General features: G+C 55.8%; 20 protein-coding genes. 11 read left to right on the forward strand and 9 right to left on the reverse strand.

The genetic code is table 11. From position 1 onward, the window contains the following. Nucleotides 1-125 precede the first annotated feature (125 nt). The 3 genes from glyA to VXM67_RS23280 all read left to right on the forward strand — a co-directional run bounded on the left by glyA (nt 126) and on the right by VXM67_RS23280 (nt 3190). Nucleotides 126-1379: a serine hydroxymethyltransferase gene (gene glyA, locus VXM67_RS23270; protein ID WP_023382412.1), complete on the forward strand. Its 1254-nt coding sequence runs from the start codon at nt 126-128 to the stop codon at nt 1377-1379. 139 nt (nt 1380-1518) lie between these two features. Further along, nucleotides 1519-2112: a hypothetical protein gene (locus VXM67_RS23275; protein WP_023382413.1), complete on the forward strand. Its 594-nt coding sequence runs from the start codon at nt 1519-1521 to the stop codon at nt 2110-2112. 124 nt (nt 2113-2236) lie between these two features. Further along, the gene (locus tag VXM67_RS23280) at nt 2237-3190 is read left to right on the forward strand and encodes an arsenic resistance protein (protein WP_023382414.1); all 954 of its coding nucleotides are present in this window, start codon (nt 2237-2239) and stop codon (nt 3188-3190) included. A 183-nt stretch (nt 3191-3373) separates the two neighbouring features. Here VXM67_RS23280 and VXM67_RS23285 read toward each other — a convergent pair whose 3' ends face one another. Next, nucleotides 3374-4258, reverse strand: a complete 885-nt coding sequence (locus tag VXM67_RS23285; protein ID WP_177325269.1) for a homocysteine S-methyltransferase family protein — start codon at nt 4256-4258, stop codon at nt 3374-3376. Nucleotides 4259-4376: 118 nt separating this feature from the next. Between VXM67_RS23285 and VXM67_RS23290 the strand changes: the two genes are divergently transcribed. Both VXM67_RS23290 and VXM67_RS23295 read left to right on the forward strand, forming a co-directional pair. Further along, on the forward strand, nt 4377-5198 hold the full coding sequence (locus VXM67_RS23290; protein WP_023382416.1) for an ABC transporter substrate-binding protein: 822 nt from the start codon (nt 4377-4379) through the stop codon (nt 5196-5198). Then, nucleotides 5195-6016 carry an amino acid ABC transporter permease gene (locus VXM67_RS23295; RefSeq protein WP_023382417.1) on the forward strand — a complete coding sequence of 274 codons (822 nt, stop codon included), beginning with the start codon at nt 5195-5197 and terminating at the stop codon, nt 6014-6016. Before VXM67_RS23290 ends, VXM67_RS23295 begins: the two co-directional genes overlap by 4 nt. 41 nt (nt 6017-6057) lie before the next feature. Here the strand turns inward: VXM67_RS23295 and arsH are convergent, their stop codons facing one another. From arsH to VXM67_RS23320, 5 genes are all read right to left on the reverse strand, one after another. After that, the gene (gene arsH, locus VXM67_RS23300; protein WP_023382418.1) at nt 6058-6759 is read right to left on the reverse strand and encodes an arsenical resistance protein ArsH; all 702 of its coding nucleotides are present in this window, start codon (nt 6757-6759) and stop codon (nt 6058-6060) included. Nucleotides 6760-6841: 82 nt separating this feature from the next. Further along, nucleotides 6842-8125, reverse strand: a complete 1284-nt coding sequence (locus tag VXM67_RS23305) for an arsenic transporter (RefSeq protein ID WP_367237397.1) — start codon at nt 8123-8125, stop codon at nt 6842-6844. Between the two features lie 17 nt (nt 8126-8142). Continuing rightward, nucleotides 8143-8490 carry a metalloregulator ArsR/SmtB family transcription factor gene (locus tag VXM67_RS23310; protein ID WP_277686583.1) on the reverse strand — a complete coding sequence of 116 codons (348 nt, stop codon included), beginning with the start codon at nt 8488-8490 and terminating at the stop codon, nt 8143-8145. A gap of 72 nt (nt 8491-8562) precedes the next feature. Further along, on the reverse strand, nt 8563-10185 hold the full coding sequence (locus VXM67_RS23315; protein WP_027907651.1) for a methyl-accepting chemotaxis protein: 1623 nt from the start codon (nt 10183-10185) through the stop codon (nt 8563-8565). 208 nt (nt 10186-10393) lie between these two features. Next, nucleotides 10394-10630: a hypothetical protein gene (locus VXM67_RS23320; RefSeq protein ID WP_023382422.1), complete on the reverse strand. Its 237-nt coding sequence runs from the start codon at nt 10628-10630 to the stop codon at nt 10394-10396. A gap of 1878 nt (nt 10631-12508) precedes the next feature. Here VXM67_RS23320 and VXM67_RS23325 point away from each other — a divergent pair. The 4 genes from VXM67_RS23325 (at nt 12509) to VXM67_RS23340 (ending at nt 19361) form a co-directional block, all read left to right on the forward strand. Continuing rightward, on the forward strand, nt 12509-13162 hold the full coding sequence (locus VXM67_RS23325; RefSeq protein ID WP_023382423.1) for a hypothetical protein: 654 nt from the start codon (nt 12509-12511) through the stop codon (nt 13160-13162). 867 nt (nt 13163-14029) lie between these two features. Next, nucleotides 14030-15319, forward strand: a complete 1290-nt coding sequence (locus tag VXM67_RS23330) for a hypothetical protein (protein WP_367237398.1) — start codon at nt 14030-14032, stop codon at nt 15317-15319. Between the two features lie 398 nt (nt 15320-15717). Continuing rightward, nucleotides 15718-15942: a hypothetical protein gene (locus VXM67_RS23335; protein WP_367237399.1), complete on the forward strand. Its 225-nt coding sequence runs from the start codon at nt 15718-15720 to the stop codon at nt 15940-15942. 167 nt (nt 15943-16109) lie between these two features. Further along, nucleotides 16110-19361, forward strand: a complete 3252-nt coding sequence (locus tag VXM67_RS23340; protein WP_367237400.1) for an ATP-binding protein — start codon at nt 16110-16112, stop codon at nt 19359-19361. Nucleotides 19362-19627: 266 nt separating this feature from the next. On the opposite strand, the gene VXM67_RS23345 is transcribed toward VXM67_RS23340, so the two are convergent. Both VXM67_RS23345 and VXM67_RS23350 read right to left on the reverse strand, forming a co-directional pair. Next, on the reverse strand, nt 19628-19927 hold the full coding sequence (locus VXM67_RS23345; RefSeq protein WP_367237401.1) for a hypothetical protein: 300 nt from the start codon (nt 19925-19927) through the stop codon (nt 19628-19630). 206 nt (nt 19928-20133) lie between these two features. Next, nucleotides 20134-20589 (reverse strand): hypothetical protein, encoded by a 456-nt coding sequence (locus tag VXM67_RS23350; protein ID WP_367237402.1) that lies wholly within the window; start codon nt 20587-20589, stop codon nt 20134-20136. Nucleotides 20590-21170: 581 nt separating this feature from the next. Here VXM67_RS23350 and VXM67_RS23355 point away from each other — a divergent pair. Continuing rightward, on the forward strand, nt 21171-21764 hold the full coding sequence (locus VXM67_RS23355; RefSeq protein ID WP_367237403.1) for a hypothetical protein: 594 nt from the start codon (nt 21171-21173) through the stop codon (nt 21762-21764). Nucleotides 21765-21863: 99 nt separating this feature from the next. Then, entirely contained in the window at nt 21864-22400 is a 537-nt protein-coding gene (locus VXM67_RS23360) for a super-infection exclusion protein B (protein ID WP_081337071.1), read from the forward strand. A gap of 268 nt (nt 22401-22668) precedes the next feature. Here the strand turns inward: VXM67_RS23360 and VXM67_RS23365 are convergent, their stop codons facing one another. Next, a complete protein-coding gene (locus VXM67_RS23365; protein WP_367237404.1) occupies nt 22669-23526 on the reverse strand; it encodes a hypothetical protein in 858 nt (285 codons plus the stop codon). Between the last annotated feature and the right edge of the window lie 75 nt (nt 23527-23601).

Consider the following 23601-nt stretch of genomic DNA (forward strand, 5'->3'; position numbering starts at 1 on the left):
CCCAGACACGGCGCGGGATCCAACATGAAGGCCATTGGTCCGCGACTTGATGCCACTTCATATGCCAGGCGCGAATCAATCGGTTAGAATGCCCCCCCAATTCACCCCGATCCTTGAGGACCGCCATGTTCAGCCGTGATTTGACCATTGCCAAGTACGACGCCGAGCTCTTCGAAGCCATGCAGCAAGAAGCTCTGCGCCAGGAAGAGCATATCGAGCTGATCGCTTCGGAAAACTACACCAGCCCGGCAGTCATGGAAGCCCAGGGCTCGGTCCTGACCAACAAGTACGCCGAAGGCTACCCAGGCAAGCGCTACTACGGTGGCTGCGAATACGTCGACGTGGTCGAGCAACTGGCCATCGACCGTGCCAAGCAGCTGTTCGGCGCCGACTATGCCAACGTCCAGCCGCACGCCGGTTCCCAGGCCAACGCTGCCGTCTACCTGGCCCTGCTGTCGGCCGGTGACACCATCCTGGGCATGAGCCTGGCGCACGGTGGCCACCTGACCCACGGTGCTTCCGTGAGCTCTTCGGGCAAGCTGTACAACGCCATCCAGTACGGCATCGACGCCAACGGCCTGATCGACTACGACGAAGTCGAGCGCCTGGCCGTCGAGCACAAGCCTAAGATGATCGTTGCCGGCTTCTCGGCCTACTCGCAGGTTCTGGACTTCGCCCGCTTCCGCGCCATCGCCGACAAGGTCGGTGCCTACCTGTTCGTCGACATGGCCCACGTTGCCGGCCTGGTTGCCGCTGGCGTGTACCCGAACCCGGTTCCGTTCGCCGACGTGGTCACCACCACCACCCACAAGACCCTGCGTGGTCCGCGTGGCGGCCTGATCCTCGCTCGCAAGAACGAAGAGATCGAGAAGAAGCTGAACTCCGCCGTCTTCCCAGGCGCCCAAGGCGGCCCGCTGGAGCACGTCATCGCGGCCAAGGCCATCTGCTTCAAGGAAGCCCTGCAGCCTGAGTTCAAGGCCTACCAGCAGCAAGTGGTGAAAAACGCCCAGGCCATGGCCAGCGTGTTCATCGAGCGTGGTTTCGACGTCGTTTCCGGCGGCACCCAGAACCACCTGTTCCTGCTCTCGCTGATCAAGCAGGAAATCTCCGGTAAGGACGCTGACGCCGCGCTGGGCAAAGCCTTCATCACCGTCAACAAGAACTCGGTACCGAACGACCCACGTTCGCCGTTCGTCACCTCGGGCCTGCGTTTCGGCACCCCAGCCGTCACCACCCGTGGTTTCAAGGAAGCCGAGTGCCGCGAGCTGGCCGGCTGGATCTGCGACATCCTGGCTGACCTGAACAACGAAGCGGTCATCGATGCCGTGCGTGAGAAGGTCAAGGCCATCTGCAAGAAGCTGCCGGTTTACGGCAACTGATTGGCGATTGCCTGATGTGAAGAAGCCCGGCCTCGTGCCGGGCTTCTTCGTTTCTGCGCCCTGTACGGAACCCGTTCCGCGTGGGCTAGCCCGGCAAAGCCCCCTAGCCTGAGGCCTCCCCAACCTAGTGGAGCCTCCCATGACCGATCACGTCGCACACTCGTTCACCGCCACCCTGGAAGTGGCCGAGTCGCCCATCAACACGCTCGGCAGCATGACCACAGGGCAGGTAGCCCTCGACAGCCCACAGCAAACGCCAGGGTATGCCGTGCAAGGGAACCGCACCCTTGGACTGCTCAATGGCTCGGACGCCGACTGGCAGCACGGCCAAGAGCTGGGGCTGGTCAATTTCGACAAAGGCGAACAGCCGGTCGCGCTGGTGCTGTATTTCCGCCATAGCGACGCCGGTTATCGGCTGTACGTTCGCAGCGGCCCCCACTTCGGTGAAGGGGTGTTCACCACCTCCGACGGTTTGGTCAATGTCGAACCCATTGGCAGCCAGGACCCGGCGCTGTGGACTTTGACCGATGTGCAGCTGGGCGAGCCGTTCGATGTCACGCAGCTGGAAGAAGGGCGTCGGGAAATCCAGTTGGTCAATGCCAAAGGGCATGGCCTGGAGATCCACAACCTGTATCCAGTGGGTGGGTTCCTGGCGTGCCATCAGGCTGCGGAGCACAGCACCGTGAGCCTGGTGATCAAGGCGCGTGGTGTGGATTGGGCGAACCTTGGTTGAGCGTGTGCTCATCGCCGGCAAGCCGGCGCCAACAGGCGGCATGTCACCTGCGGGCGCTGGCTTGCCAGCGGCCAGACCCGCACAATAGCCACGCCTTGCGTACCCGCGATCACAGGACCTCGCCTTGACCAGAGAGCAACTCGAAACCCAGCAGATTCCGATCTACTTCGCCACCGTCGCCGTCGCCCTCACCTTCGGCCTGCTGGCCCCCGACACCGCTCACCCTCTGCAAGCGCTGGTTACCCCGGCCATTGCGGTATTGATGTATGCGATGTTCCTGCAAATCCCCTTCCTCGACCTGCGCCAGGGCCTGGGCAACCGCCGCTTCATGGCCGCGCTGCTGCTCGCCAACTTCGTTTTCGTCCCACTGCTGGTCTGGGCGACTACCCGGGGGTTGGTCGAGCATCCGGCAATTCTTGTCGGCGCCCTGCTGGTGCTGCTCACCCCCTGCATCGACTACGTCGTGGTGTTCACCCACATTGGCCAGGGCGATTCGCGCCTGACCCTGACCGCCACCCCCCTCCTGCTGCTGTTACAACTGGTGCTGCTGCCGGTTTACCTGACGTTGATGCTCGGTGCTGGCGCACGGGTGACGATCGCCATCGCCCCGTTCATCGAAGCCTTCGTACTACTGATCGTGCTGCCGATGGTACTCGCCGTGCTCACCAGCATCGGCGCCCGTCGCTCCCGTGCCGTGGCGACATGGAACGACGCCTGGGCGTGGATGCCGGTGCCGGCGATGGCGTTGGTACTGCTGGTGGTGATCGCTTCGCAGATCACGGTGGTGATGCGCGACTTCGACAGCCTGTTGCCGGTGATTCCGGTGTATATCGGCTTCATGCTGCTGGCGCCGGCCCTCGGCTTGGTGTCTGCGCGGCTGTTCCGCTTGCCAGTGGCCGAGGCGCGCTCGGTGACCTTCAGCGCATCGACCCGCAACTCGCTGGTGGTGCTGCCTCTGGCATTGGCGCTGCCCGAGGAAATACGCGCATTGGCAGCGGCTGCCGTGATCATGCAGACCCTGGTGGAACTGGTGAGCGAGCTGATCTACGTCAGGGCCGTGCCACGGCTGGTGCGGTGAGCCCAGCTCGACGCCAACTCAGGCCACTGCCGGTGTGGCACCGCCCTCCCGCCAGGCAGCAGGCAATCCACGAAAGCCTCCAGGCAAACCGATGCCTGGACACCCGGGCCTCAGCGATCCGCGCCCCGATGGCCGAGTGCGGGCGTACGTTGCCTGTACAGCAGCCGCCCGCCCTTTTCAGCTTCAGGCCAGATGGCGTTTCAGCTCGGCGATGTGCTCCGGGCCGATGCCACAGCAGCCACCGATCATGCTCGCACCGCGCTTGCGCCAGTCATTGGCCCAGGCCAGGTAGCCGGGCGGGTCAAGGTCTTCGCGCAGTTCATCGAGGCCGTCGTTGGCGGTGGCTTCCTTCGGCTGCGGCGGGAAGGCATTGGCATAGGCGCCAATGACGATATCGGCAGTGTGTCGCTCGATCACCGAGCGCGCGACATCCACCGCCGCGCCAATCACCTCAGGCTGGCTGCAGTTGAACAGCACCGCGTCGGCCCCCAGGCCAACCACGGCTTCGATGGCATCGGCCACCGGCTCGCCGGAACGCAGGCGCGGGACGTCGTCGACTTCTTCGTCCTGCAAGGTGAACGAGACCCAGAACGGCTTGCCGTCTTCCGGCAGGTGGGCATGGATGGCCCGCACTTCGGCAACCGAGCTTTGGGTTTCCGCCAGCCACAGGTCGACATGCGGGGCCAGGCCCTGCAGCAGCGGGGACAGCACTTCCTCTACTCGCTCGGGCTGGAACAGGTCTGGGCGATACGAGCCGAACAGCGGCGGCAGCGAACCGGCCACCTTGACCGGATGCGCCCCTGTATCGGCGGCGTGACGTGCCAGCTGGCCGGCGATCGTGGCCAGTTGGCGGCCTTCCTTGGCAAAACGCTCCTCGCCGATGTGGAACGGCACCACCGCATAACTGTTGCTGGTGATGACCTGGGCCCCTGCGGCAATGAACGCTGCGTGCACGCCCACCACCGCTTCGGGCGCCTCGCTCAGCGCCAGCGCCGACCACTCCGGCTGGCGAAACGGCGCGCCACTGCGCTGCAGTTCACGGCCCATGCCACCGTCCAGAATCACCATCGCTCGCTGTTTCATATAACTACTCTGAAGGTTCTTATGAATAAAATTCATTATGAGAGGAACATTTATAACTATTAAATACCCTTTATCTCCTTTGTCCAACATTTCAGGTATGTACATGCGATTTTCTACTCTGCTCGGTGCGGGCCTCGTGCTGCTCGCGACTGCTTCCCAGGCCTTGGCCGGCGCCACGCTGGAGCGGGTCGAATCGCGCAAGGAACTGGTCAACGTGCTGATGGAGAGCTACCCGCCGTTTTCTTTCCTCAACGACCAGAACCAACTGGACGGTTTCGACGTGGATGTCGCCAAGGCCGTGGCAGACAAACTGGGCGTCAAGCTGCGCCTGGAAACCCCTTCGTGGGACGTGATCGCCGCGGGCCGCTGGAGCGGCCGCTACGACATCTGCATCTGCTCGATGACGCCGAGCAAGGCCCGCGCCGAGGTGTTCGACTTCCCGGTGGAGTACTACGCATCGCCGGCGGTGATCGTGGTCAACGCCAAGGATGACCGGATCCATGGCGCGAAGGACCTGGACGGCCGCAAGGTAGGCCTGACCAGTGCATCGAGCTACGAGAGCTACCTGAACAAGAACCTGGTGATCGAAGGCAACGAAGACAAGAAGATCGAATACCCCTTCGACTTCGTGCAGATCGCGCCGTACGACACCGACAACGTTGCCTTCCAGGATTTGGGCCTGGGCGCCGGCGTGCGTCTGGATGCCATCCTCACCAACCTGGTGACAGCGCAGCCGCGCCTGGATCAGGACAAACGCTTCAAGCTGGCCGGCGCCCCGCTGTACGAAGAGCCGAACTCGGTGGCCATCGAGAAAGGCGACCCCGAGTGGGATGCCAAGGTGCGCCAGGTGTTTGCCGAACTGAAGGCTGATGGCACCCTGGCCAAGCTGTCGCAAAAATGGATTGGCGCCGACATCAGCAAATGAGCACCTTCCCTCCCTCCCCCAAGCCCGTGGTGAAGGCCACGGGCGCCGGCCTGTTCGGCTTTCGCACACGGTTACTGCTGACCTGGCTGGCGCTGTTCGGCCTGTTCGTCGCGTTTTTCCTCAGCTTCGACCTGAAATTCTCGATCATCCTGGAGAAGTTTCCGAACCTCGCCGGTTTCAGGCTGGGGCCCAACGGCTTTCTGCAAGGCGCGGCACTGACCTTGTTCCTGTGCCTGTGCTCGATGGTGGTGTCGGTGCTGTTCGGCTTTGCCGCCGCCCTGGCCCGCTTGTCGAACAGCGCAGTGCTGGTGGGTGTCGCCAGCTTCTATACCTCGTTCTTCCGCGGCACACCGCTGTTGATCCAGATTCTGCTGATCTACCTGGGGCTGCCACAGCTGGGCTTGGTGCCGGGCGCCATCAGTGCCGGCATCATCGCCTTGTCGCTGAACTACGGCGCCTACCTGAGCGAAATCTTCCGCGCCGGCATCCTCGGCGTCGCCCGGGGGCAACGTGAAGCGGCGCTGGCGCTGGGCATGCGCCCACGGCAGATCTTCTGGCACATCGTCCTGCCCCAGGCCATGCGGGTGATCATTCCGCCCAGCGCCAACCAGTTCATCTCGATGCTCAAGGATTCATCGCTGATATCGGTGATGGGGGTGTGGGAGGTGATGTTCCTGGCGCAGTCGTATGGGCGGTCGAGCTATCGGTATCTAGAGATGCTGACCACGGCGGCGGTGATCTACTGGCTGCTGTCGATCCTGCTCGAACTCGTACAGGCGCGGCTGGAGCGCCACTATGGCAGGGCTTATCAGCGCTAGCCACCGGACACTCCACCCCCCCAGGGGCGCCGAACGCGCGATCAGATCGAACGCTGGTTCACGCGCGCAGAAAGCTGTTCGGCGCTTTCCTTACGCTCGGAATAACGATCGACCAGAAACGCCGCACGGTCGCGCAGCAGCACGGTGAACTTCACCAACTCCTCCATCACGTCCACGACACGGTCGTAATAAGGCGAAGGCTTCATGCGGCCCGCATCGTCGAACTCTAGATACGCCTTGGGCACCGATGACTGGTTGGGGATGGTGAACATGCGCATCCAGCGGCCCAGCACCCGCAGCTGGTTGACCACATTGAACGACTGCGAGCCGCCGCACACCTGCATCACGGCCAAGGTCTTGCCCTGGGTGGGACGCACGGCCCCAAGAGCGAGGGGAATCCAGTCGATCTGCGCCTTGAACACGGCCGACATCGCGCCATGACGCTCTGGCGAGCACCACACCTGCCCCTCCGACCACAGCACCAGCTCACGCAGCTCCTGCACCTTGGGATGCTCGACCGGCGCATCGTCTGGCAGGGGCAGGCCAGAAGGGTTGAAGACCCGCACCTCGGCACCGAAATGCTCCAGCAGGCGCGCCGCTTCTTCGACCAGCAGGCGGCTGAAGGAACGTTCGCGGGTCGACCCATAAAGCATCAAGATACGCGGCTTGTGGTCGCTGACGCGGGTTTCGGCAGGCGGCGCCTCGAACAGGGAAAGGTCCAGATTGGGGAGTTGCTCAGACATAGGTCCTCCTGGAGCAGGCCAACGCGGTCCAGCGTGTGTGGGCAGCGGCGGCATCGGTCGCTCCTCTACGTGGTAACAGGCTTCAGAGGCTCAGGCGCAGGGCCAGGGCCGACAGGGTGATCAACAGCACCGGCACCGTCAGCAGGATGCCGACCTTGAAGTAGTAACCCCAGGTGATGCGCATACCCTTGCGCTCCAGTACATGCAGCCACAGCAGCGTGGCCAGGCTGCCGATGGGGGTGATTTTCGGGCCCAGGTCACAGCCGATGACGTTGGCGTAGATCATCGCCTCGCGCACCAGCCCCTCCACCCCACTGGCATGGATCGACAGCGCGCCGACCAGCACGCTGGGCATGTTGTTCATCACCGACGACAGCAAGGCCGAGAGCAAACCCGTACCGATGGCCGCACTCCACAGCCCCAGCCCGGCCAGCCGTTCGAGCAGCATGCTGAGAAAGTCGGTGAGGCCGGCGTTCTTGAGCCCATACACCACCAGGTACATGCCCAGGGAGAAAATCACCACCTGCCAGGGCGCCTCGCGCAGCACACGGCGGGTGGAAATTCGGTGACCACGGGCAGCCACCGCGAACAGAATCGCCGCACACACCGCCGCCACCGCACTGACCGGCACGCCCAAGGGTTCCAGCACGAACAGGCCCGCCAACAGCACCAGCAGCATCCAGCCACCGACGATGAAGGTGGCACGGTCATGGATAGCGGCCTTCGGCGCTTTGAGCGCCGCCAGCGAATACTGCACCGGCAGGTCGCGGCGGAAGAACAGGAACAGCACCAGCAGCGTGGCGGCCACGCTGGCCAGGTTCACCGGCACCATCACCGACGCATATTCGGCAAAGCCCAGCCCGAAGTAGTCCGCCGAAACGATGTTGACCAGGTTGGACACCACCAGCGGCAAGCTCGCCGTGTCGGCGATGAAGCCCGCGGCCATGACGAAGGCCAGGGTCGCAGCCGGCGAAAAACGCAGGGCCAGCAGCATCGACATGACGATGGGCGTAAGAATCAGCGCCGCACCATCGTTGGCGAACAACGCCGACACCGCCGCCCCCAGCAGCACGATGAAGGCGAACAACCGGCGCCCATCGCCACCGGCCCAGCGCGCCACATGCAGCGCCGCCCACTCGAAGAAACCGGCCTCATCCAGCAGCAGGCTGATGACGATGATCGCGATGAACGTCGCCGTGGCGTTCCACACAATGGCCCAGACCGCAGGAATGTCGTGCAGCGATACCGCGCCGACCGCCAGGGCGATGATCGCCCCCAGGGCCGCGCTCCAGCCTACGCCGAGGCCTCTGGGCTGCCAGATGACCAAAATGAGGGTGAAGATGAAGACAGCAGCAGCAACCAGCATGGGAGCGACCTCGAAGTTCAGCAGCAAGCGCTGGCGCGCACGGGGCGGTCATTCATGTTCTGCAGGCGCGAGGTGTTGTCCTGCAGCCACGCGGCGTTGGCCTTGAGCGTAACCTGCAGCATCTCGTGCACCCAGGCGGGCAGTTGCGGGTTGAGGCGGTAATACACCCACTGGCCCTGGCGACGATCCAGCAACAGACCACTGCTGCGCAGTTGCGCCAGGTGGCGGCTGATCTTGGGTTGGCTGTCGCGCAAGGCGCACATCAGCTCGCAGACGCACAGCTCGCCGAGGCTGGCGATCAGCAAGGTGGCGCGGGCGCGGGTCTCATCGGACAGGCTTTTGAAAACCTCGGTGGGCGCGATCATGGGGGCTGCCTTTTACATATGGATAACCGAATATACGGATTTCCATATGCAAAGCACAACCCCCAAGGGCTATCAGAAGCGGAAGCGCTTCATCATGTCGTTCAAGCCAATCGACAGGCTGGCCAGCTCCTGGCTGGCGCTGCTGATCTGACTGGCGCCGTCGGAGGTTTGCAGCGACAGGTCACGGATGTTCAGCAGATTGCGATCGATCTCGCGCGCGACCTGCACCTGCTCTTCAGTGGCGCTGGCCACCACCAGGTTGCGCTCATGGATGGTGCTTGCGCCCGAGGTGATCTCATCCAGGGCCTGCCCGGCCAGCTCGGCCACTTCCAGGGTTTCGCGCACCTGCTGGCTGTTGCTCTGCATCGAGGTCACCACACGGGCGGTGCCATTGCGGATGGCGTTGACCATTTCTTCGATTTCCAGCGTCGAGCTTTGGGTACGCGCCGCCAGCGCCCGCACTTCGTCAGCCACCACCGCGAAACCACGCCCGGCCTCGCCCGCCCGCGCCGCCTCGATGGCAGCGTTGAGCGCCAGCAGGTTGGTTTGCCCGGCAATGGCCCCGATCACGTCCAGCACCTTGCCCACCTCCTGGGACTGTTCGGACAGCTCGCCGATCTGGCGGCAGGCCTCGCCGACATTTTCGTTCATCTTGTCGATCGAACTGATGACCTGCCCTACCCGCTCGCGGCCCAGGCGCGCGGCGTCTTCGGACTGGCGCGACACCTCGGAGGTGCTGACGGTGTTGTGCGCGACCTCCTCCGCCGCGGCGCTCATCTCGGTCACCGCCGTGGCCGCCAGCTGGATCTCGTCGCTTTGGCGATTGAGGTCGCTGGACGTCTGCCGGGTGATGGCCGACATCTGCTCACTGGCCGCCGCCAGTTGCTGGGACGAGTCGGCGATCAGACGCAGGGCATCCTTGAGGCTGTCCTGCATCGCCGCCAGCGCCGTCATCAATTGCGTCGCTTCGTCACGGCCATCGGTGCGCACCACCCGGGCCAGGTTGCCACCGGCGATGCCCTGGGCCACGTCGATGGCCTCGCGCAGCGGGCTGACGATGCTGCGGGTCAGCAGCCAGGCCAGGCCAACCGTGAGCACCACCACCAACCCCAGAATCGAGTAGGTGAGGTACAGCGCGCGCTGGTATTCGGCGCTGGCATCGGCGGTGTAGCGCGCAGCGACATCGCGGCTGGATTTCACCAGCGTGTCGTAGAGCTCGCCGATACGGTTGGAAATGTCCTGCATCTCACCGCTGAGCATGGCCTGCATCTGCGGTACCTGGTTCTGGTCGGACAGCAGTTTGTACTGGTCGATGAGCACACGGTACTTGCCGATCAGTTGCTGCATTTCCACGAAAGCAGGTTGCGCCGAGGGCGGCGCCACGGCGCCGAAGTCCTTCATCCCGGCGTCCAGCAGCCCCTTCAACTCCTCCAGCCGCGCCAGCGTCGGCGCCAACTGCGCCGGGGCACGGGCCAGGGTCATGCGCATGGTGATGACCCGCAGGCCCAGCATGTGGCTGCGGATCTCGCCCAGGTAGCGCGTGCCGGCGTTGGTGACCTGCTCGGTGTACACCACCGCTTCGCGCATGGAAGAGATTTTGTTGATGGAGAACAGGCCCAGGAAGACCACCAACACGGCGATCAGGCTGAAACTCAGGTAGGAGCGAGTGGCGATGTTGAGACTGCGTACGGACATGGCAGGTTACCGGAGGCTGGTGGACTGCTCGTACGATCGGCAGGAAGCGCGCAGTGTTTACCTCGGGTTGGTGGGCTTTGTGCGGTGATCGAACACAATTATCGGGCGGGGGCGCTGGTGGGGTGAGGCGGCGCGCAATGGGGCTTGGGCACATGCTGGCTTCGGTCGGTGTCGCCTGGGTTTGGCCGAGCCAGCATGGTGGTGGTTTTTACTCGGTTGGAGGGTGTGTGCCGGTGTCGCTCTGCTGGAGGACTTTTCCGCATTGCTCACTGGCCAGGCGGCTGATGATCCGGATGGCCTGGTGGATGCCAGCGGTGTTGCGGAAGCTCAGGCGTGGGTTGTGTTCGCATTCCAGCATTTCGTCGTGCTGGACCAGCGCTTCGCCGAGGAGTTCGAGGGTCCAGGCGTAGCTTTGCAGGTTGGAGAGGCGTTCTTGGTCAGTCATGGGGCACCTGCTTGGGTGCGGGGGTGGTTTGGGTGTGGATGGGGTAGAACGCTGGAGGGGTGTGGGCCGGTTTGGGGCGGCGGCGGAGAGCGGATGCGAGGATCCTTATCGGATTTTTGATGGGCATGCATGAGTTCCTTTCGTTGTGGAACTGCCACCGCTCGCGGCCAAGCAAGTTTAGGTGGCAGCAGTACGCGGGTTGGCCGACCGGGACGAAAGGAGCCCGGCACACCCGAGGGTGTCCCGCGCACCACCGCCATAACACATCATCACAGACACAAAAAGCGCCTGTGGTGAGGACTGGGCGCTGATGCGCCTTTCGATTCCGACCGGCCAAGGTCGCATCGCCGATGCTTCGACGACGAGGGGAATTTATCCCGATGCGCTTGCTGTCGCAAGCACCACGGCTGTGCGAAACGTCCTTGTTTGAGTTGGGAAAAACTTGGATGTGGACTGGGCTGAACACTGAACGTCTGCTCGGCCAGAGAGAACGCGGGAGCGCGCACTTTTGATTTTCCAACAATACAAAGAGCAGCTATACGATCGCCTTGTCAAGAGGACCAACGGCCTGGCCAACCCTTTCGCCTGTGCAGCTTTTCAAGTTGCCCCAGCATGCAGCGCATACTCGTCCATGTACATTATTCTGCCCATGCAGAACAATAGTTTTAGTTACACCATCGCCAGCCAGTCCCTGTGTGGCATTCATGCGCTCTCCGGTTGTGGAGGTAAACGCCAAGCCATCTCGACCAATGGATTCATAGACTTGCTTGAAGGTGTGCTTGATAGGTAGAGGAGTTCCGTCGCTACCAATGGGATGGGGCATTTTTATTTTCCTCTAATACATAGATACAGTGGTGTCGCTTGGACCTGTTACCAAGGACGAAAAATGAGCAAAAACATGATCCGCTTTGCACCCTGGGTGGGGCCTCACTACGAGCGTGGGTTATACGGATTACGCATTCTCTTGGTCTGTGAATCTCATTACGGTGGCAAGCAGCATGAACGGCCAACCGTGACCCCCGAGATTGTAAAGGCTCTTGCCCTAGGCGACAAATATCCTCGAGCAACGAAAAAGCTACGCCGACACCCGCATTTCACCAAGATAATGGCCGCTGTACAAACATGTCAGCCACGGCTTCTCCAAAACAGAAAGAGTCGCCTTTTGAAGTAGCGTTGCTTACTATAACTTCCTACAGGAGCTAATCAGCGATAGCCGCATCCCGCCACCAGCAGCTGCATGGGAGCACGGCAAAGGTGCATTTTCCGAAGTCCTGACTGGACTGGCGCCAGACTTGATCATTTGCTTTAGCTTACGCACCGAAAAACGGATTCGATCACTTGCCAATGGAGTGCCGGTAGCTGTCGTAAACCACCCATCCCCACGCTTCGCATATTCTAGAGTCAAGCCGATAATTGCCGCACATATCGAGATGGCCTTGAATCGGAAGGCACAGACGTCAGCATTCGTTGAAAATGAGTCCTATAAAAACAGTGGTGCGAGGCAACGACGTCTGCTCTACCTACCCCGGGGTCACATCTCACAGAAGCGGACAAAGCTGCGCTCTTGGTCGAGAGAGGAGAAGCTATGGCGGTGCTTGACAGTGCCCGAGAATAAATAGCTTGTTCGTAAGTCCACCTAGTATCCATAGGAGCAAGCAGACAGCCCTAGTTTATAGTGCTTCACGAATGGACCAAATACATAAAGTGGACGTCAGAAGCGATGGTTTTCGTCTGAGCCCATGTCTTCTTCAGCTAAAAACGTTAAGGTGAGCGCGCGGTAACGCTCATTACCTCTTGTCACTCCTTTACCGAGCCAGCATGATGTCGTTAAGAAACCTAAGCATATTTCGCATCACGTACAAATAGCAGACACCCTCAATGTCCTTCGTACCCAGCTTTTTTGATTTTCTGATCACTCATCTACAACAGGATGAACGCCGTCGCATGCTTGCATCTATTGCGGTAACAGCGGCCCCTGAGCATTGGCTCAGTCTTGAAGCCGCTGCGCTGCTCGACATCCACCGAGACCGGTTCGACCTCGGAGAGCCGCTCAACGAGCGTAAAAACGTCCCCCGTTGGCTGGTGGCGGCCGAACGAAAGAAGGTGGATATCTGGGTCGCAGATCAGCTCGACGAACAAGCACCGCACGCGTTGGAGTTCAAAGTTGTCCACAACAACAAGAATGCTTACCAGAAAATTTATGAGATCCGATGCGATCTGGAAAAAGTGATCCCGAATACAAGGTGGAATGAGCAGGCCAATCGATGGGGCTTCGTCTTGTTGGTATTTCACCACTTCTACGATGACCAGAGCGGTGGTTACTCGGTAAATCGGAAGTTCAAGGATTGCCAAGATATGCTTGCAACCTTCCAGAACGCGCTCGGAGATGATGATGATTGGTACGGTGGCGCGCCAAAACTGGAGCTGGTTGCGGAACCCACCTTGCTTTGCGACATGACCGCTGCGAACTATATAGATGCTGCTAAAGGACAGTCTGCGCTCTACATGGCCTTAGTCAGAAAGAAACAGTGAGGTAGACGTGATGTTCAATTGCCAGCGGAATCCCATAGATTCTCTGGACTGTGGTGGTATCGAAGACAGACGGACGGTTGTTGGTCGTGAGGGCCCGATTTTCGCGGGGCTGGAATTTGATGGTTTTTTTGATTTACCCCATAGGGTATCTACAAATAAATCAGCTAGTTATGGCTTTCCGTGGAATCGAACTGGAAATTTTTGGGCTCATCGGGATCCGTTTAACCAACCAGCTCGGCGCAGTTGTCGCGTCAATTAGAAGACCCCTTGCGCTCCGCCGCCTACTTCGCCGTCCGTGTGATGCCCTCTTCTTCCAGGGTCATTGGCGCGAGGTCATGCATTGGCGACAGACGAAAACTCTCAGCCATACGCATGAGGGAGGTGATTGTGCATTCACGGTGCGCGGAACTGGCTGTGATTCGGTCAGGTGGGGGATGGCACGGGCTTCGCCCGTGATCGCGGGCAAAGCCCGCTCCTACAAGGATGGGTTGCCTGTGAAAATGGGGCTTTGATCGAGAACTGGGTAGGTTTGCTGTTGGGATTGCTCTGGGTGTGGTCGCGATGAATACAGTGGGTGGAACGGTTAAGTCCGAGGTTCGCAGGCCTGCTGGGAAAAGACAGGCGCAAAAAAGCCCGCACTAGGCGGGCTTTTTGTGATGGCCCGGGGCGAGAAACCACCATCGGCCAAACGGTCTGGTGCGGAGACAGGAATCGAAAGACTACCATTTCAACCAGCAAAATATGGCAAAAATAGGTAAAGCAATCGCGGCGTATCCCTAAACGTATCCCTAAAAGAAAATCCACCTTGAGATGTGCCGACTCACGCACTGAATTTCGGAAGCCTTGCTCCCCCTACCCGATCCACCGTTGATTCGCATCAAAATCGCGACTACCTTCGATGGCACTTTGATAACACCAGAAGGTACGCTGATGAACCGTAGGGAAGTAAGGGATTACCTTTTTAACGACGGTGATGGTTCGCACTCAATCTCAGCCCAGATAAACGCCGCATGCACTGAGGTGAGCCAGCTGCCGGAACGCAGGCTCTTGGAGACTGATGTCGAGGCTTTAGTCCAGTATTTTGTAGAAAAATACGACGTTGAGATTCCCACTCTCCTTCGAGATGAGATCGTTGCATCTCAGCATGAGCGGCAGGTGGAGGTCTGGGATCACTGGGATAGGCAGATGAGATCTGTTCCTGGTGAAGCGTACGACTTCGAGGTCCCTTTTCAAGGGGAAGCAGATATCTTTAAGCTGCGTCCCAGCTCGTTCGATTTCAATCCTCCTCGCGCCCAGGTTCGCAAGCAACATTTGGCCTTCACCATAGCCGATCGCTCGCTAACCCCTGAGACCATCAAGGCAGAACTCGATTCGACGCTTGCGTCCATTGAAAAATATTTAGAATCGCATCGCCGCCAGTGGTCTGGATTCAAGCAGCAAATCGAGAATGCCGTAAGAGCAGAGATAGACGCCCGCCGCACTAAGCTACTCGCCCAAAAGGAAAATGCTTCAAAGCTATCTGGGCTGGGCATTCGTTTGAAAGAAAAGGCTGGGGATGCACGCAGCTATATCCCGCCAACGGTCAAGCAAAAAGTCGTGCCACAGCTCCCGCCGATGACTCCAGCAACTCCACCCGAACCAACGCTTGATATGAAGCAGTATGAAACAATTCTTGGCCTGGTTCGTGGAGCTGGTCGGAGCATTGAGCAAAGCTCATCGCGAACGAGGAAGCTAGACGAAGAATCGCTCAGGGACCTATTCCTGGTACCACTTAATGCCCATTTCGGCACAGCGACAGGGGAGGCGTTCAACTATCAAGGTAAAACGGACGTCCTCATACGCCATGAAGAGGGCAACCTCTTTGTAGCTGAGTTCAAGATCTGGGGTGGAGATAAACGCTTTCTAGCAACCATTGACCAATTGCTCAGCTACTTAACATGGCGTGATACCAAGACGGCAATCGTCATGTTCAACCGAAATGCCGACTTCACAGCAGTGGTCCAGAAAATGCGGGACCTAGTGAAAAGTCATCCCCGCTATCTCAGCGGACCGGTCAGCTTGGATGAAACGAGCGACCGCTATGTATTTTCCCTCCCCCAAGACAGTGGTCGTAAAGTGACTATCTCCTTGCTCGCCTTTGACTTGGGTCGAGACTGATAGCCGGCCTCGACCGCGATCCTTACCAGCACCGTAAGGATCGCGCTTGATGTTCAAAAATTTGCACAATTCACTGGAGTTCACCGCGTTCACCGGTTCACTAAGCTGGGAGGACACTCGCTAACGAAGAGCCGCGGGTTTCCTGCCCCGTATCTGACCACATCTCTCAGGGTCCCCGGCGGCTCCTAGGATCCGGGAGGTGGGGAGTGCCTCAGCCGCTGAAGGCACGCCCAGATAGGGGGCATGGGGTCGCTAGATGACTACCAATCCAAAGCGGTGTAACAGGTGTAATGGGTGTAACGAATACGAGCACCCCATTGTTCTTAAAGGAAAAAATAGCGTTACACGTTCATGCCTTCGCTTTGCCCTAGCAGTGTAACAACAGATCCGGTGTAACCATGGTAGGCCGCTATCGACCCAAAGCGGACAGTCAGCGTCGATTGATATCGGCCAGCAAACCAGCAGCTAGCTTTGCGCAATCGGCAACTCAAGCGCTGAGTGAAACCAAGATCTCTGCCTACGCTGCAATCGAATATTGGGCAAACATGTTCATCAGCTATGGCGTCGCCACCGTTCCACTGATGGCGGGGAGCGCTTCAGAAGAATTCAATCTTACCTCTTAAGCCCGCCCAGCTATTGACGCCGCAGCTGCCTAGAGCTAAAAATCCAAGTTGGAATAGCGCCCCTGCCAAAACGAGTTTGTCCCGGAGCCAAAGAGACTTTCTGCCGCCCGAGAACAATCAGGCAAAAAACAATAAATCAACAAATTTTTTAAGAGCTCGAGCAGAACATGGAAAGTACATTAGTGATCAATGAAGAAAGCTGCCATCTGGAAGGCTTAAATCTAGCGTTGTTTGAGCTCGAATCTGAAATCAGAAAAATAAATAACGATCCTGGAGGGTCAAATAACTATGAGCATGCACGAGATCTTTTGGTGCAAGCCCTAGTTAATGCTTGCCAAATCACTGGGAATCATTGCGGACAAAATTTAGAGCGCATTTTAGGGCGGGTAGAGTCTGCTACTACTGGACATCGGATTGCAGCAATTATATTGATAAGATGTATGGCAGTTGACGGACTGCTTCCACTAGATGAGCAGCCCAACGTAATAAATCGGAAGCTGGTGGCTATAATTGAACCGCACGCTCCTGATTTAGCCCGCTTCGTGCGAGCTGAAAAAGCCACACAGACGTATGAGAAAATAAACTTAATTCGCTCATTTCATGGCAGTGCTTGCAGTAACTATTTGCCACTATCTCAAGTGTCAGGAACTATTGCAGAGATAGCCACTCAAAAGCCAATTCTCACAAAAGCGCTTAAACACAAGCAGTTTCAAAGTTATCTTCAGCCTTTCAACTATGTACCCATTAAAACAAAAATTGAAAGCTTAATCGATTGCTTAGACGGTCTTTCTACGTGCAACGGGTCGGAGTACAAGCAAAGACTTGATGAGATTGAAGATACCATTCGGGAAGCGCAAGAACTTATAGATGCATCTCAATCGTTTTTCACATATCAGTTCGCGCAACCATTTTTGGAGTCGGTTAAAAAATCCATTGTAACAATAAAAACAACTTCGTCTGAGAGACTCTCTTCATTTATTGAACCACTCAGGACTCCACCAGGGGCAGCGGAAAAAAAATACCCTCTGCACCTCCAAGATCGCTGGATAAACATTACTATACCATTGATAAACAAAGGCCCAGGAACAGCTATTGATGTCACGATTGAGGTAGACACAGGCGAAGACTCCTGCATATTGCTTGAGAATGATATGCACCGGATTGGTGATGTTTCGCCGGGAGCATTTGCAATTTGCTTACGAGCCTGCATTATTGTGCCTTGTAAAAAAACCGGATTGACTATAGCTATTACTTGGGCTGAAATATTCGGGGGGACAAAAAATCAAATATTTGATGTGGTCTTGGAAGGCCAAAATGAAAAAGTCGATTGGCTGACATTAGAGTCGCTCGAACCATATAGCCTTGAAGTTGCCGAAGGTGACATGTTTGTCGGTCGCAGTGCTAAAGTAAAGGCGATCGCAAGCAAGCTGCTAAAAAAACCTATGGCGTCTACTTATATAACAGGGCAGAAGCGAATTGGCAAAACGTCTCTTGCCAAAGCGGTGGTGGATTTTTTGGAGAGCGACAATTCCGACTTCCATAGTCTTTATCTTGAGTACGGGGAGTACAGCTCGATAACCCCGCAAAAGACTTTGAAATCACTAGGGGAAAATATCTTCTCTTTCCTTAGTGGCTTCCTGTCAATAAATGACTCAATTACTCCGGATTTCAGTGAGTCTTTGTCTGACCTGAATCTGGCCGCAAAAAAATTAGAGATAGCTAGTCCAAATAAGAAGTTTGTCATAATTCTTGATGAGTTCGATGAAATCCATCCGGAGATGTATAGGTCAGGCCCCCTTGCGGAAACTTTTTTTGCCAACTTACGAACTCTGGCAGCACGAAAAAATTTGGCATTTATATTGGTCGGCGGTGAGAAAATGCCTTTTATAATTGGGGCTCAAGGCGACCAGCTAAATAAGTTCTCCAGGGAAAAAGTTGATTTCTTTTCACGGAGCGACGAATGGCCTGAATATCTTGAGCTAATAATAAATCCGGTAGAGGGTCAGCTAAACTGGAATGATGCTTCAATTAATGAGATCTTCAAGCTAACAAACGGTCATCCATACTACACTAAGCTAGTATGCTCAAAGATTGTAAGCGCAACGGTCAGTGAGCGTGATACTGAGATAACTGAGTCAAATATTAAAGCGGATTTGCCCTCGCTTCTGTCGGATCTCGACACAAACGCCTTTGCGCATTTATGGAAAGATGGGATTAGTTTTGAGCGAGAGTACGCTGAGGTGACTGAACTGAAGCGGCTTCGCCTGCTGGTCGGAATAGGCCGGTCCTTTAGAGAGAACAAAAAGTCTGAGGAAGAAGCAAAGCGTCGGGCCACTAGCCCTCAACTTCCCGAGCATGAAATTCCGGCACTCATTGCAGATTTTAAGCGCCGTGAAATTCTAAACGAAAAAGATGGAAACCTTTTTTTTACAATTCCATTGTTTGAGCTATGGCTTAAAGAGTTCGGATTGAACAAGCTCATTACCAGCACGCTAGGCGATGATCTTGAAGCCAGCTTGAAAGCCGCAGAAGACTTAGCTCATGTGTCGGCGCAAGAAATTCAGGAGCTCGTGAATAGGTGGCCGACTTATCGAGCCCAGAAAATTAATGGCGAACAAATCCGTGCCTGGCTTGATCAAGCCTCTAACATACTTGATCAACGACTTCTTTTCAAAATCCTAAAAAACATACGCTTTATAAATCCAACAGAGATTGATGATTATCTCAGGTCTGCACATGATCGCTTTGTTCGACCGCATATTGGTGCGACGACCATTACGAAAAGAACGGATCGCCGCAATGATGTTTGGATTACGTTTGTAGACGCCGTCGGAAAGAGCGGCCTACAATATGCACGAATGTATGCAAAAACAAACTCAATATCAACCACATGTATCTACGACCCTCCAGCCATAGCAAAGAAATTATCTGCACTCAAATATGACAGCCCTCCAAAGGCAGTAATTGTTATTGATGACGTCATAGGTAGCGGTGAAACATTGGCGGGCGGAATCAAGTCCTTTTCCGAAACGTGCTCAGAACAGCTCTGCACCCACAATATCCCACTACTTATCGTGTCATTAGTTGCGACCGAGGAGGGAGAGAAAAGAGTTAACAGCACTTTGGATAAGTTAGATATTAGGTCTGAACTGTTTGTGTGTGAGATTTTACCTAAATCTGCCTACGCCTTCCCCGAAGAGGGTTATAATTTTTGGGCTGACAACGATGAGATGCATAGGGCCAAGTCAATGTGCCGAGTTCTGGGTTCTAAGCTTTACAAGGACCCTCTTGGCTTCAAGGGACAGGGCCTGCTGCTAGTTTTGCCAGAAACCTGTCCTAATAATTCCTTACCAATACTTTATCGTTCAAAGCCAGCCGAACCAGCTTGGACTGCATTATTCCCTAGGCCAGCTTCTTGAGCAGGCAATGGCAAACTTAGTTTTTTGAAGTAATGACACTAGCGGGGCAAGAGCCGCGCTAATGTCATACTCCTAACCTAATAACATTTAGGCGTGCATTAACTGTCACCATGAATACAAAATATCGCGCTTTGTCGCACCTAGGTGGCGAGTAATTGGCATTGGTCGATGTCTGTCGTTCGTGAAGGGCAGTTATGGGTCGAAAGCAGCCGTTCGCGAGTGACCGCTACCGACCCAAAGCTGACGTTCAGGTAGGTGAACCTAAGTCATCTCGTGGATGGCATCTCCAAGGACTTTGCGATCCGGTCTAGAATGGCCATGCACTTTTCAGAAACAACAAGCGGTGGTTCGTCAATCATGTAAAGCAGATGCTCGAGCGCTAACCCAGCCTCGTGGTGATCGACATAGTCAAGAACGATTTCACCCCCGTTCTCCAAGCCTGCTTGAGCTAATGCATGGTCTTGCGGTACTGGGCCAAGCTGTTCGTATGCCATGGACATCAGCGTCGAGATCTCCTTAAGTGCTTCAACGAAATCGGCCCTCAAGTCATTGCCAAGGTGGCTCATCACAAATATTCCTTCGATCAAGGTGATCTGGGTTCCGTTCTTGCCTGGTCGACGGTGCCCAAAACCAAGTCTTTGTGCAGGCACTTGGAGAGCTAAGTTCGACTGCCTGCTCTTGGGTTACGCTCCTCGTACGAGGCATCGACGAACGTGATGTGTTCGCCCAAAGCGGACGCGACAGAAAGAGGCGGTCTCATCCATCCGCCAATTCACATCTCAGACGCAGCTTTGACAGCGCGTGCATACGGGGCTGAGCTGAAGCTAAATGGGCCAAGATCAGGGATCACGCGAGGCTCTTCATATCCATTTTCGTACGCAAATGCCTCCCAAATAATCTCGGTACTCAGCCTGCGAATCTGCACTGAGTAGGCTCCGCACCCGATGTCGCCGCACTCTGGGCAGATGTAAATGAGCACTCGATAAGGTTCCACTTCAGGCTGCTCGCATCGAAGCAGGCTATTGGCGAACCGGAGATTCTGTTCTGAAAAACCCGATACGAAACCGCTCATGAAGTCAGAGTGCCCCCCACCAGCGGTCACCAAAATTTCCAGTAAGGAACGCCCGTCGATTCGAAAATCGGAAAAGCAGCGCTCAACGGTGGTACAGCCGTTTGACGAGGTTCCGGGGCGAACAGTGTTCTGAAAGGTCAGTGTGCTGCGATGCATGCTGTGCTCTTTGCGTAAAAACGATCACGATTACACACATCGGGCGTGAATCAGGCAAGCCTGCAGCTTCCAGCGATTGTCCGCTTCTGGCCGTTTGCTGCTTTGCACGAACGGCCGCTATGGGTCGAAAGCAGCCGTTCCCGTATGGCCGCTATCGACCCATAGCTGCCATTCACGGAAGGTAGCTAACGGAGAGAAGAGGCACGCAGAGCCCTCCCATAATCGGCATGGACATACAGCAGGCGACTTCGTAATATCAGTATAAATTCTGTCGATTTTTTCTTCTTGCCAATATCGCGTTTCAAACGATCCATTAAGTTGGTTTGAAGGCTACGCATCGACAAGGAGTATTAACTAAATGCTAGCATTTGGAGGCAAGATTGAAAATCAGAAGGGATCTTGAGCCTGTAGCGCCTTACATATCTAGGCTTTTATCGATCGGAGAGGAGTTTAGGGTGTGCGAGAAGAACTGGAGTCACTTAAAAAATGAAGAGGACTTCCGGTTTGTATCGAGAATCCCACATCAGGAGCGGCACCTTGTAGAGGCGTTGTATGCAGATGGTCGAGACATGGCGATCTACATGTACGATTCTCTGCTTGCTATAAACTATGACTTCAGTAGATATCCAACGCTCACGGCACTTGTCGAAGCATTCAAAAGCTCTTGGGTTTACGGTGGTTACAATCAAGACGTGCCAATCACTGCGAAAGACACATGCAATAAATACGACGTCAATCTTTGGTCTGTGGATCAAATGGTTACTCTTTTCAAAAGTCAAGAGAGATTATTGGCGGCAGTGCGCATAACCCTGCAGATGCTGAAAGATAGCGATCTCTATAAAATGGAAAATGGTATTCAGACAATGAAACAAGTTGCAGGCATTCACATAAGCAGTGTTTCTGGTTCCAGTATTAATATTAACTCCGCTGACGCCACAGCAAGCATAACAACTAACTATAACGAGCCGGCTATCTTTGCTGATTTGATCTCGGCAATTAAGTCTAATGGCTTCGATAGTGAAACCGAGGCAAGGCTAGTAGATAATGTGCAAGCACTCGCCGTCAGCCACCAGAAAGGTGGCTTTACAGAAGCATACAGGGACTTTATGCAAAACGTCTCTGCGCACATCACTGTATTTGGTCCATTTATTGCTGGCATATCCGCATTATTGTAGTGCTTCGAAACTTCTTAAAGTCGTTTGATGCCTTCACCGGGGCGGGTTGGAGCACGCGCCTCAACCAAAAATTGGTACCACATAAGGAATTGTACAGTCATGGGGAAAATAACAGAAATTGCTGAGTATTTTAGAAAAATACCAGCGGCATTCTTAGTGGCAATTCTAACGGTTTTGGGACTAATCCTGTTCCTACCAGAGGACTATGCCAGTACCGTTGCTGTTGATGGGTTTCGTAAAGATTTCCGAGTATATCTAGGTCCCGCATTCTTGTTTGTGCTTTCGTTTTGCGTCGCCAGAATATTCACTTCCTTTAAACAGCGACATGAGCAAAGACAGGTAACCAAATCACGTCAAGAATTGCTTCATAGCTTAACTCCAGAAGAAAAGGGTTATCTGATTCCATACCTTGAGAATCAACAAAACACCGTTCATGTTGGAATGGAAGATGGGGTCATGGCTGGGCTAAGGTCGAAGGGTATTACATATTTAGCCTCAAGCGTTGGGAGCCTCGTCGATGGCTTTGCATTTAATTTGCAGCCGTGGGCTCGCCAATACCTAGAGCTGAATCCTCACTTACTAGACGGATATGCGGGTCAACCTCAAACCCCAAGGCAAAAAATTGGGTTTAGGTAGCAAGGCCAACAATTTCCTCAACTATCACCCACTTCGTCTGCTGGGCGTCTTAACGCTGCGCTTTTGGACTTTCGTGCTCTTAATCGTCAGCTCATGCTTTTGGCCGTTAGCCGCCTGTCGCGTAAGGCGGCTACAGGTCGAGAGCGGTCCGTCGTAGCTGGCTGTTCTCGAACCCTATTGGACCGCGAGCTTGGCCAAGCTGCTTTATGACGGAATCAACGTAACCATAGCAATAACAAACAGCCCGCATCTGCGGGCTGTTTCGGGGTTACGCTTCGATCAGGTCTGTTAGGGTGATGCCTTTAGCTCCCTCTAGCACGTCGTCGCGGTCGAGCCCTCTGCCTGAAGGGCCGAAGAGCGGGATCGACAGGTCTGACAACATCATGCTCCCGCTACCTCGATGATGGTCTGCGGCGAGAATTCGAGAGCCCACAGCGGCAAGTTGCTTGGCCAAGCGATTCCATTCATCGCCGAGGGCCAAAGCGGTTGCGCGTAGAGCGCTGTCCTGAGCTTGGCTAGACTCCTGCTTAACCTTGGAGATCTGAGCATCAAGCGCCTCAATTTCCGCCTGCAATGCAGCGACAATCAGTTCTTGGCGCCTTGCATGTTCATCAGCCTCAATGAGCAAGGTGCTAGTTCTCTCCATCGCAATGCTTGCGGCCTGTTCGCCCTCACTATTACCGGTTGCGACGTTGCGTGCGTAGAGGTTCGCAGCCTCAATCTCAGCTTGCTGCGCCCTCTCGATGGCTAGATTTGATTCTTTTTGGATCGTTTGTAGGCGCTCAAGAATAAGAGTACGAGTGCTCTCCAGTGAAGTTACCGTGTTAACTGAATCTGACATGACTTGACGAGCCTTTGTCTTGGCCTGCTTCGCATTCGCCAAACTTTCCTGATAGCTGATCTCGCGTTCGATTCGCTCAATAGCACCAGGAATACTGCGCAAGCGACCCTCTGCGCTGGAAAGCTTATTCATAGCCGCCGTACTTTCAGGGCTGCCAATACAATTGCCATGACGGTCCCAGTTACTCGGTGTTGCCTCCCACGCAGCTCTCAGGCCCGGAATGCTATCTTCGAGAGAATCCCGCTCTGCAATCAATTCGTCACGCTGCTTTTTCAGTTCTTTCATGATCAATACCTAATGATTGGAAGTGGTTTGTGCGAGGCTGGCAAGGCCATATGTTGCCGACACTACCTCGTGGGT

This window comes from Pseudomonas sp. Rh2, assembly GCF_040762985.1.
GTDB classification, from domain to species: domain Bacteria; phylum Pseudomonadota; class Gammaproteobacteria; order Pseudomonadales; family Pseudomonadaceae; genus Aquipseudomonas; species Aquipseudomonas taiwanensis.

What these genes read in the sequence shown, in the direction of transcription:
- glyA (WP_023382412.1), top strand. Translation starts at nt 126, where the DNA reads ATGTTCAGCCGTGATTTGACCATTGCCAAGTACGACGCCGAGCTCTTC.
- VXM67_RS23275 (WP_023382413.1), top strand. Translation starts at nt 1,519, where the DNA reads ATGACCGATCACGTCGCACACTCGTTCACCGCCACCCTGGAAGTGGCC.
- VXM67_RS23285 (WP_177325269.1), bottom strand. Translation starts at nt 4,258, where the DNA reads ATGGTGATTCTGGACGGTGGCATGGGCCGTGAACTGCAGCGCAGTGGC.
- VXM67_RS23290 (WP_023382416.1), top strand. Translation starts at nt 4,377, where the DNA reads ATGCGATTTTCTACTCTGCTCGGTGCGGGCCTCGTGCTGCTCGCGACT.
- VXM67_RS23295 (WP_023382417.1), top strand. Translation starts at nt 5,195, where the DNA reads ATGAGCACCTTCCCTCCCTCCCCCAAGCCCGTGGTGAAGGCCACGGGC.
- arsH (WP_023382418.1), bottom strand. Translation starts at nt 6,759, where the DNA reads ATGTCTGAGCAACTCCCCAATCTGGACCTTTCCCTGTTCGAGGCGCCG.
- VXM67_RS23305 (WP_367237397.1), bottom strand. Translation starts at nt 8,125, where the DNA reads ATGCTGGTTGCTGCTGCTGTCTTCATCTTCACCCTCATTTTGGTCATC.
- VXM67_RS23310 (WP_277686583.1), bottom strand. Translation starts at nt 8,490, where the DNA reads ATGATCGCGCCCACCGAGGTTTTCAAAAGCCTGTCCGATGAGACCCGC.
- VXM67_RS23315 (WP_027907651.1), bottom strand. Translation starts at nt 10,185, where the DNA reads ATGTCCGTACGCAGTCTCAACATCGCCACTCGCTCCTACCTGAGTTTC.
- VXM67_RS23320 (WP_023382422.1), bottom strand. Translation starts at nt 10,630, where the DNA reads ATGACTGACCAAGAACGCCTCTCCAACCTGCAAAGCTACGCCTGGACC.
- VXM67_RS23325 (WP_023382423.1), top strand. Translation starts at nt 12,509, where the DNA reads ATGTCCTTCGTACCCAGCTTTTTTGATTTTCTGATCACTCATCTACAA.
- VXM67_RS23335 (WP_367237399.1), top strand. Translation starts at nt 15,718, where the DNA reads ATGGTAGGCCGCTATCGACCCAAAGCGGACAGTCAGCGTCGATTGATA.
- VXM67_RS23340 (WP_367237400.1), top strand. Translation starts at nt 16,110, where the DNA reads ATGGAAAGTACATTAGTGATCAATGAAGAAAGCTGCCATCTGGAAGGC.
- VXM67_RS23345 (WP_367237401.1), bottom strand. Translation starts at nt 19,927, where the DNA reads ATGAGCCACCTTGGCAATGACTTGAGGGCCGATTTCGTTGAAGCACTT.
- VXM67_RS23350 (WP_367237402.1), bottom strand. Translation starts at nt 20,589, where the DNA reads ATGCATCGCAGCACACTGACCTTTCAGAACACTGTTCGCCCCGGAACC.
- VXM67_RS23355 (WP_367237403.1), top strand. Translation starts at nt 21,171, where the DNA reads ATGTACGATTCTCTGCTTGCTATAAACTATGACTTCAGTAGATATCCA.
- VXM67_RS23360 (WP_081337071.1), top strand. Translation starts at nt 21,864, where the DNA reads ATGGGGAAAATAACAGAAATTGCTGAGTATTTTAGAAAAATACCAGCG.
- VXM67_RS23365 (WP_367237404.1), bottom strand. Translation starts at nt 23,526, where the DNA reads ATGAAAGAACTGAAAAAGCAGCGTGACGAATTGATTGCAGAGCGGGAT.